Below are 8,180 nucleotides of genomic sequence, written 5' to 3' on the forward strand. Positions count from 1 at the left end.
CAAACGTCAGCCCACCCGGCTCAGGGCTGTCCACGGCCGGCATCAGCTCCGGGTCGATGACGTCGGCGTCGACGTGCACCCAGAAGCCGTCCAGACCGGAGCCGTCCACAACGCGTAACGCTTCATCTGATGCCGCCACCGGATCGCGTGCCAACGTCGGCGCGTCGATCAGGTGCATGCCGTTGCTCTCGGCCTCGGCAGCGCACTCGTCGTCCGGCCGGAATCCGAGGGCGACTGTGTCGGACGCGCGCAGGTACGGGCGGGCACCGTCCAGCTCGGCGAGCCGGCCGCCTAGCCCGGTCACCAGGGCCAGGCTCTCGCCGCCGACGGCGCCCCCTGCCGTCTCGCTGTTGCCTGGGTGCCGGTAGTCCAAACCGTCGAACGACGCCAGCCCGAACCGGCCCCGGCGCCACAGCGCCAGCCCCACGCCGACCAGAATGCTGCAGTCGCCGCCGAGCACGACAGGCACATTCGAGCCGTCGATGAGCCGCAGCAGCCGATCCGCCAACCGGAATGAGTGGTCCGCGATCTCGCCCTCATTGCGGACCGTCCCCGGCCTCCAGTCAGGCCGGTAGCGGCCGGGTGTCACCACCCCGGCATCGCTCGCGCCGATCCTGGTCAGCAGACCTGCGTCGCGCAGCACGCCGGGCGCCTTATAGCAACCGGGCACCAAGCCCTCCCCCGGTGGACGGAGGCCCAGATTCGACGGAGCGTCGAGCACCGTCAGCGCATGTCCGGCGTCAGCCATACGAACCCCCGATCGGTGAGAGCCACGCAGCGTGAACGCGGTGGCCACGTGGCGTCGGCGAGCCTACCAACGTATGGCGGCCTCGACCCGGGACGCCGCCGCGAGCAGCTTCTCCTCGGCGTACCAACCGCCGACGAGCTGCAACGACGCAGGAAAAACCCCGTCCGCGCGGGGAATCGGAAGGGCGGCGACCGGAAGACCGGCCAGGTTCAGCGGAACCGTGAGATAGGTCAGTCCAGGCTTCACCTCGCCCAGCCGCGGCGGGATGATGCGCAGCGTGGGCAGGGCCAGGAACGCGTGCTCCTCCAGCAAGGCACCGAGCACGGCACGCGCGGCCAGTCCGATCCGACGGCACTCCACGACCCTTGCCGGCGAGATCTCCGCCTCGCTCCGGATGCTCTCGACGTCACGCCCTTCCAGCCGGTCAGGATGGTCGAGCAGATGCCGGTGGGCCCAGTAGCCCTCGGCGCCCATGATGTCGTTCGCCGCGGCGATCCACTCTTCCCATTCGGGGACAGTCACGTCCACCACCTTCACCCCGGCCGCGGTCAGGGCGCTGTCGACGGCCTCGTCGATGGCGGGTTCGACGTCGGGCGGCCGCAGGCGTGCCGCGGTGAGCGGTGCCGCGTCGATTTCGGATACCTCGAAGCCCGGTTCCATCATCCGCATCCCCAGCGCCAACCCGGAGACGTCGCGCGCCAGCGGACCGACCGTATCGAGGGTGCGGGAGAACTCGAACACGCCGTGCGTCGGGATCCGCCCCGCCGTCGTCTTCAACCCGGCGATTCCACAGCATGCCGCCGGCACCCGGACCGAGCCACCGGTGTCGGTCCCGTAGGCGACGTCCGCCTCGCCGCGAGCCACCGCGACCGCGGACCCGCTGGACGAGCCTCCCGGTAGCCGCCCGGGGTCGATCGGGTTGACCGGCGTGCCCGTCCACGGGTTGATGCCGTCGATGTGCCGGCACAGCTCGACGAGGTTGGTCTTCCCGACGATCCGCGCGCCCTGCTCACGGGCGGTCTGCACCACCGGGGCGTCGGCCGCTGCCAGCTGCGCATGCTCCATGACGGCCGGGCACGCCACCGTCGTCGGCGTGCCTGCCACGTCGATACAGTCCTTCACCGCCAGCCGCGGGCCATCACCGTGGGTCTCCAGGCGTAACAGCCAGGTCGCATCGTTGGTCACGCAACGATCATGCACCATGGCACAACCATTGACCAGCGAGTATCCGCCCGATTCGGGTCCGGCTCCGGGACGGGTTCGATCCTCCCTGCTGCTAGGTGGTGACCAGGATCAAAGCAAGCACAGCCGCCAGGCCCGACTCCTGCACCGTGATGTGTGATGGCTCGTGGGCATTGGCCGATGCGATCGCGAATACGTCCATTCTCATCACCAGATGGTTTCGGGAACGATTTCCCCGATGCCCCGCAGAGAATCTTTGTGCGCCGCGACCCGTCCAAGAATCTCGCTCATCCACTCCGGGAAGCTCGGGTGACGCAGGAACTTGGTATGCACGAACACGGCGCGCTCATACACGCGAGCAGATACCTCGTACGAAAGGTCGAGCGCTTCGGTACAGTGTCGCCAAGCCAGATCCTGGTGGGTGGGCGTGAAACCAGCCTCCGCCCAGATACCCTCGGCACACAGTGTCACGCGGAGGTCCTTGGGACTCAGTCCGAGGTTCTCTTCCAATGCGTCGGTGCACAGCATGTACAGAGAGAAAAACGGTGGGTACTCGGCGTCCAATGGAGGGTTCCAGAGCACCGGGGCGCCGAACATCGAAGAATCGGCGATCAATTCGCCTATCAGACGGCGGTTCTCGCGGGCCTGAAGCCGGGCGTGCAGAGCCCGGAGCCATTGCATGAGCCACAATGCCGCCGACTGTTCACCCAGACGCTGGTTGCCCGCGGCAATTGGTCCCGTCTCCACGAACGGGATCGGATCCACGCGTCCCGGCCCGTGACCGCAGTCGGTGTCCGCCCGCAACAATGCTGCAATGTGCTCATCTGACGTGACCGTCATGCCGCCTTCAGACGAGGGCGCCGCCTTGCCACCGCCCTGCCCGGAAATCGACGCCGTCGCCGCTTTCGGGCCGTCGTACCGTGCCGCCCCACCCAATGCGTCGTCATGGTGGACGACGACGTCGTATTCGCGCCCAAGCGCGACGAACTCATCGATGGCGCCGAAGTTCCCGTACATCGTGGCGGGCACGATCGCCAATACTCGATCGCCGTGCTCGGCCAAGTACGTGCGCGTGGCGACTTCGTCCATCGTCGCATCGAGCTTGGCGGTGATGGGAACGATCTTCGGCGTCCTACCTATCTGCGCCGCCACACCCAACCGGACACCGTGGTGCGCGGAGGCATGGGTCAGATCCGCAACGAGCACCTGATCGCGACCGCGTGCCCATTCGTCGCCCCGTGCCAGGAGCTGGACTCGCAACCCGCTGGCGATCCCCAATGTTCCATTCGGCTGTCCGACCCCGTAACGGTATCCAGTCGTATCGGCCACCACTTGTTCGAGAATCGCTCGCCATTTCGCCGGGTGGTTCGCGTAGCCCGCCCACTGCCCGCCGTCGGTGATCTCGCCAAGGGCTGCGCTCTCGATCAAGCCTGAGTCAGGCCACACCGGCTCGTTGCCGGGGTTGATCAGCTGATCTCCACCCAGTACAGCAGGCAAACCTCTAGCTGCCATCGCGACTGCTCCTCCTCATGTCCGTGGTCTGAATGGACTTACGTGCCGGCGACGCCGGCGTATCGCGCGAGCGCCTCTGGATTTAGGCGGATACCGAGACCCGGCCCGGTCGGGACGGGAAGCATGCCGTCGTCGTCGAGGCAGAAGCCGCCTCCGGCGAGCTCGTCGATATAGGCGGACCCGGTCTTGAACTCGACCAGGTCAGTGCCGGGGAGCGCAGCCGCGAGATGCAGGTCCGCGGCGAGGCCGACCGCAGTGTTCCAGCCATGCGGGATGAACCTCACGCCGAGCTCGTCGGCGAACCAGGCGACGCGGCGTGACTCGCTCAACCCACCGCCCTTCGTGGTGTCCGGCTGAACGATGTCGAACGCGCCGGCAACGAGGAATCGAGTGAAGTCCTGCCGCCTGGTCAGCACCTCGCCGCCAGCCACGGGGACTCGCGACGCCCTCCGCAACTGCACGAAACCATCGAGATCATCGGGCCGTAGGGCCTCCTCGAACCAGGCGATGCCGTAGTCGGCGAGCATGTCAGCCGTGCGTAACGCCCATGCACGGTCCCGGCGCCAGTACGCGTCGGAGCCGCCCGCGTCGACGGCCAGCTGGGCGTGCGGTCCTACGGCATCGCGGGCAGTGCGGACGATCTCCTCATCGGCCGCCTCGCTGATACGGCCGAAGCGGCCCCATCCGATCTTGAAGGCGGTGAAGCCGAGCTCGGCCAGGCGAGCCAGGTTGTCCGTGAGCACCGGCGGCTCTTCGACAAGCACTGACGCGTACGGGCGGACCCGCTCGCGGTACCTGCCGCCGAGCAGTGTGCTCACCGGCAGGCCGGTCGCCAGGCCGAAGATGTCCCACAAGGCGATGTCTATACCGCTGATGGTGTGAGTGACGGCGCCTCCGCGGCCCAGCCAGAACGTGTTCTGGTGCAGGTGCTGGCTGATGCGGTCGGGCTCCCGCGGGTCGGCGCCCAGACACAGCGGGGTGAGCGTCTCCAGCGCGGCTCGGACCAGGGACTCACTCGAGAAGACGCTCCCGGTGCCGGTCACCCCCTCGTCGGTGTGGACGGTGACCAGGGTGTGGACGTTGTCCTCCGGTGTCAGTTCCTGGGCCCAGCCGCCTTGAGGGGTAGCTCCGCGCAGGCCGACGGCCCGGATGTCTATGATCTTCACGTCGTTCGGGCCCTTTCCACTACGTCGATGACGACGGCCTCTCCGGCGCCCAGATGGAACTCCGGCTCGACGTGCCGGCCGCTCCCGCCCACTGTGGACAGCAGGACTGTGCCCGTGAGGCCGAGCTGTACCCGTGCCGGCGAGTCGGTCAGGTTGAGTAACACGGCCTTGTGATCGGCGCCGCGGTATCTCTCGTACGCCACCACCGCATCGGTACATGCGTCAGCGAGGAAACGCAGCTCGCCGTGGCGCAGCGCACTCGACGCGCGTCGCACCTGGATCAGCCTCCGGTATAGCGACAGGAACGACGACGGGTCGGCCAGCTGAGCATCGACATTGATCTCCGCGGAGTTGCGAGCGAGGGGCAGCCATAGCTTCGCCGGGTCGGCTGAGGAGAAGCCCGCGTTATATCCGGCGCTCCACGGCATGGGCGTGCGCGTGGAATCCCGGCTCACGCCGCCGGCGGTGTGCCCGAAGTGGTCGCGCTGCCGCTCGGCTGGCACCGGCTGATCAGTCATGCCCAGCTCGTCTCCGTAGAGCAGGCATGGCGTGGCGGCGACCGTGAGCATGAGCACGGCCGCGACCCGCGCCTGCGCGGCACCGAGCCGGGTGGCAAGACGCAAGCGGTCGTGGTTTCCCAAGGCGATGATCGGCCACCCTCCCGCCGGCATCGCCGCGTAGAGGCCGGCGAGTTCGTTCCGCAGGCGGCCAGCCTGCCATTCGGTCTCCAGCAGGCGGAACGGGAAGGGCAGGTGCATACCGTTCAGTGCCGGGCCGTAGTAGGCGGCCCATTCGTCCCAGGACATCGCCTCGATCTCGGCGATGGTCACCGCGCCGGGGTATTCATCCACCACCGCACGGATCTCGGCGAGTGCATCATGAGTGTCCGGGTGCCGCCGATCGTAGAGGTGCAGCTGTGAGCCGAAGTCCGGGTGTTGCAGGTCGTACGGGTTGTCGTTTCCACCGACGGCCTCGGGGTTGTCGCGGAACTCCGGATCCTTCATCAGCATGTGGGCGACATCGATCCTGACCCCGTCGACGCCCTTGTCCAGCCAGTACCGCAGCACATCGAGCATGGCGGCCCGCACCTGCGGGTTGCGCCAGTTCAGGTCGGGCTGCTCCTTCAGGTGCGAATGCAGGTAGTACTGACCGGTGCCCGTGTCCCACTCCCACACCGAGCCGCCGGCCTCGCTAGTCCAGTTGTTCGGTGGGCCACCGTCGGCGTGCGGGTCGCGCCAGACATACCAGTCCCGCTTGGGGTTGGTCCTCGACGAGCGGGAGTCGATGAACCACGGGTGCTGGTCGGACGTGTGGTTGGGGATGTAGTCGACGATGACCTGGATGCCCCGGGCGTGCGCCTCCACGAGGAGCCGATCGAAGATCTCCAAGTCCCCGAATATCGGCTCGATGTCGGTGTGATCGGCGACGTCGAACCCCTGGTCCAGCAGCGGTGAACGGTAGAACGGACCAGTCCAGACTGCGTCGGCTCCCAGAGTGCCACGCACGTAGTCCAGGGAGGCGATCAGGCCCTCCAGATCACCGATCCCGTCGCCGTTGCCGTCCCGGAAGCTCGGCAGGTGACACTCGTAGACGACGGCGCCGCGCCACCATGCCTCGGCTGCGTCGACGGCCGTTTCAGGGTTGGTGCTCGCGGTCTGCATCTGGTGCGGGTTCCTCTTGATCGTGGGGATGGTTTCAGGTCACGGAGATCGAGATAGGCAGGCGGATCACCAGCGTCTTAGGTGTGAACGTAACAGGACGACAGCCGATTGTCGACAGTCGTCTAGCTCGAGTATGATCGTCACATCGAACCGAGGAGGTCGCTATGAGCGGACTGGGCCTGCGCCGCGTCCCTTCCCAGTCACGTCGCGAACACGTCGCCGAGATCCTGCGCGAGGCAATCACCAGCGGCCAGCTCGCTCCTGGAGCCCGTCTGATCGAGCTGGACATCGCCGCCGAGCTCGGTACGAGTCGCGCGCCCGTTCGCGAGGCGCTGCGCCAGCTGGAACAGGAGGGGCTGATCGTTTCCTACCCCTATCGTGGTAGCGAGGTGCTCGGTGTGTCACAGGACGAGGTCGAGCAGGTACTCGTCCCCATCCGGATCACCATCGAGCGTTTCGCCTTCGCCAAGGCACTTCCCCGCCTGACCGAGGACGACTTGCGCACGCTGCAGGCACTGGCGGACGAGATGGAGCGAGCCGCGATCGAAGGCTCGGCCGAGCGGCTCGCCGACGCCGACATCCGTTTCCATGAACTGGTCATCGTCCGTTCCGAGCAGCGCCACTGCCTGCAGATGTGGCGGACCATCCAGCCCCGGGTCCGCGCGTACTTCCGCCGCGACGCCCCCGGACATCAGGATCCGGCGGCCGTCGCCAAGCAGCACCACCAGTTACTGGATGTGATCCGCAGCGGCGACGAGGCGGCGGTCCTCCAGAGCGTCGAGCGGCACATCCACACCCACCTCGGCCCTGGCAGGGAGCCGGCGTGAGCACCGACACTGTGGTCGTCACCGGGGCCGGCTCCGGTATCGGCCGGGCTACGTGCTTGGCACTGGCCTCGCGGGGTGCCCGGGTGGCCGTCGTCGACATCGACGGCGCTGCCGCGCGGACCGTCGCCGAAGAATCGCTGCGTACCGGTGCTGCCGCCGCGATCCCCGTCGAGTGCGACGTGTCGTCAGAGATGGCCGTGCAGGCCGCGTTCGAGCAGGTCGGCGTCGAGCTGGGCGCGCCGAGCGGCACGTTCGCCAACGCCGGAATCGAGGCCAACGCGCCGTTGCACCAGCTCTCATCAGCAACTTGGCAACAGATGATCGACGTCAACCTGACCGGGCTGTTCCTTACCTGCCGGGAAGCCGTGCGCCTGCACGTCGCCGCGGGGCGCGGCGGCTCCATCGTCTGCACATCCTCACCGGCGGCGTTCATCGGCCACTCCGGCGGCGGAAACAGCGCCTACGCCGCATCCAAGGGCGGTATCTCCGCGTTCGTCCGCTCGACGGCCATCGACTACGCCTCGCACGGCATCCGGGTGAATGCTGTCGTGCCCGGAGCCACGGACACCGCCTTACTGCTGGCCGGCGTCGACGACGACGAACGTGACGTCGCGGCCGAACGGATCCGGGCGGCCGCGCGCGAGCAGGTACCACTGGGCCGCCTTGCCCGGCCAGAGGAGATCGCCGCCGCCGTCGTGTGGCTACTTTCCGACGATTCCTCCTACGTCACCGGGACCCACCTCGTGTGCGACGGCGGGCTGATGGCCAAGAGCGCCAACGACTTCTGAACGTCCACAGACCGACTGTGAACGCTCGGCTTCCACGCCTTGAACGCGCTCGGTGCCCATGGTCCGACGTCGCGGTGAACGCCGCCACGGCATCATTGATGCTCATCAGCCCAACCCTTTGACAGGCGAGCCACGCCAAAGCAGCCGACCATGTCGAGGCCCGTTCAGATGGCGGGCGCGGCGGGGTCGGCTCCGCCGTAACGCCGGTCCCGGCGGGCGTAGATCTCGACCGCACGCCACAGGTCGCGCCGGTCGAAGTCCGGCCACAGCGTGTCCAGGAACACCATCTCGGCGTA

At 67.6% G+C, this 8,180-nt stretch carries 8 protein-coding genes; 2 read left to right on the top strand and 6 right to left on the bottom strand.

Annotation, left to right across the window (positions count from 1 at the left end):
• From ELR45_RS12440 to ELR45_RS12460, 5 genes are all read right to left on the bottom strand, one after another.
• Positions 1-748: arginase family protein (locus ELR45_RS12440; protein WP_205856480.1), on the bottom strand; the 748-nt coding region annotated here is incomplete at its 3' end.
• A gap of 63 nt (positions 749-811) precedes the next feature.
• On the bottom strand, positions 812-1,933 hold the full coding sequence (locus ELR45_RS12445) for an amidase (protein WP_165367716.1): 1,122 nt from the start codon (positions 1,931-1,933) through the stop codon (positions 812-814).
• Between the two features lie 204 nt (positions 1,934-2,137).
• A complete protein-coding gene (locus ELR45_RS12450; protein ID WP_129666357.1) occupies positions 2,138-3,442 on the bottom strand; it encodes a DegT/DnrJ/EryC1/StrS family aminotransferase in 1,305 nt (434 codons plus the stop codon).
• 38 nt (positions 3,443-3,480) lie between these two features.
• On the bottom strand, positions 3,481-4,608 hold the full coding sequence (locus tag ELR45_RS12455) for a mandelate racemase/muconate lactonizing enzyme family protein (RefSeq protein ID WP_129666358.1): 1,128 nt from the start codon (positions 4,606-4,608) through the stop codon (positions 3,481-3,483).
• Positions 4,605-6,269 carry an alpha-amylase family glycosyl hydrolase gene (locus tag ELR45_RS12460; protein ID WP_129666360.1) on the bottom strand — a complete coding sequence of 555 codons (1,665 nt, stop codon included), beginning with the start codon at positions 6,267-6,269 and terminating at the stop codon, positions 4,605-4,607. Before ELR45_RS12460 ends, ELR45_RS12455 begins: the two co-directional genes overlap by 4 nt.
• Before the next feature lie 164 nt (positions 6,270-6,433).
• Here ELR45_RS12460 and ELR45_RS12465 point away from each other — a divergent pair, with 164 nt between their 5' ends.
• Positions 6,434-7,096, top strand: coding sequence for a GntR family transcriptional regulator (locus ELR45_RS12465; RefSeq protein WP_129666362.1), 663 nt, complete (start codon positions 6,434-6,436; stop codon positions 7,094-7,096).
• Positions 7,093-7,884 carry an SDR family NAD(P)-dependent oxidoreductase gene (locus tag ELR45_RS12470; protein WP_129666364.1) on the top strand — a complete coding sequence of 264 codons (792 nt, stop codon included), beginning with the start codon at positions 7,093-7,095 and terminating at the stop codon, positions 7,882-7,884. The genes ELR45_RS12465 and ELR45_RS12470 overlap by 4 nt, the downstream gene beginning before the upstream one ends.
• Before the next feature lie 164 nt (positions 7,885-8,048).
• Here the strand turns inward: ELR45_RS12470 and ELR45_RS40810 are convergent.
• On the bottom strand, positions 8,049-8,180 hold a 132-nt coding region (locus ELR45_RS40810; protein WP_240759614.1), incomplete at its 5' end, for an undecaprenyl diphosphate synthase family protein.

Source organism: Phytoactinopolyspora endophytica (assembly GCF_004138495.1).
GTDB lineage: Bacteria > Actinomycetota > Actinomycetes > Jiangellales > Jiangellaceae > Phytoactinopolyspora > Phytoactinopolyspora endophytica.